Source organism: Variovorax sp. P4_D9, from assembly GCF_056401695.1.
In genome coordinates this window covers 1-1,147 of sequence record NZ_JBFUIU010001518.1, presented here as the reverse complement: position 1 = coordinate 1,147, position 1,147 = coordinate 1, and the positions used below count along the sequence as shown (strand labels likewise).

Here is a 1,147-nt window from a genome sequence, read left to right as displayed (position 1 = left end):
GCTGGACCCAGCGCATGACCGTTGTGTGGGCCAAGACCAAGCCACGCTCAGCCATCATCTCCACCAGGTCACGAAAGCTCAGCTTGAAGCGCAGGTACCAGCGAACGCACAACACGATGATCTCGCGCTCAAAGTGCCGACCTTTGAACAGCTCATCCATGCTCTGGAACTTCTTTGCCACGTTCAGCCTTCACATCACAAAGGTCGGTAGCCTACCGGAAGCCAAAGTTTGCACCAGAGCCCAGAAGACCACCCTCTTCTGCACGCGTGAATCCGGCGTAGAAGAACCGCATCATCCTGGCACTGAAGGCGCGCGGCCTGGTCGTTGGCTACCTCGGCGACGGCATCAACGATGCACCGCCGCTAGGTCGGCCGACGTCGGGCTGACGGTCGACACCGCGGTCGATGTGGCGCGCGAGGTGGCCGACATCGTCATGCTCGACCACGACCTGGCGGTGCTGCACGAAGGGGTGCTGGAGGGCAGGCGCACCTCCGGGAACGTCATGAAGTACATCGTGATAGGCACCAGCTCCAACTTCGGATGCACGATCCTTCGGCCATGAGTTGGCGCAGATCCAGGGTTGTCTGTGACAGCCCCCGGAAGCCGGAATGCGACCAGCACACTTGACCGCGCGCTTCCATCGTGGATCGTAGCGAACCATCAACATCCATGCTGATTGGCGGAAGTTGTATTGCGTGTAGAAGTAGGGAAGACGGGAATGGATTTTCTCTCGAAAGGTGATGCTCGCGAACGCGAACGGAGGACGGGAGCAGGTCCAGGCGCGTGTGAACGTACCTGCCAAAGGGCGGAAATTGACCTTTACGTCAGTTTTGACTTGCTCCTCGGCCCGCTCGCTCGCAAGAGTGCCGCTCCCTCTTCTTCTTGCATACATTGCACTGCGTCCAAACGACGGGCAGACACAATCTTCGGCGAGTGGTACCTGCCGAAGGTCCTTCGCCGACCCGTGACTGAAGCTTGCGCAGGCTCGCCGCCATCTCCGAATGCCGGGTCGGTGATCAAGTGCTCGGGCAGGGCATCACCTGACGGGAAGCACACTCTGGCGCAGACCCCACTTGACGCACTCGAACCAGATCCAACTCAGGGCTGAAACGCCCAGCGCCGCCAGCAACCAGCAACTGCATCGGC

At 60.2% G+C, this 1,147-nt stretch carries 2 pseudogenes; one reads left to right on the top strand and one right to left on the bottom strand.

What is annotated here, in order from left to right:
- Nucleotides 1-160 (bottom strand): annotated as a pseudogene (locus AC1DY5_RS56535) (IS6 family transposase); the annotation flags it as partial.
- Between the two features lie 122 nt (nt 161-282).
- Between AC1DY5_RS56535 and AC1DY5_RS56530 the strand changes: the two are divergent.
- Nucleotides 283-542, top strand: a pseudogene (locus AC1DY5_RS56530) (magnesium-translocating P-type ATPase); the annotation flags it as partial.
- Nucleotides 543-1,147: the final 605 nt, after the last annotated feature.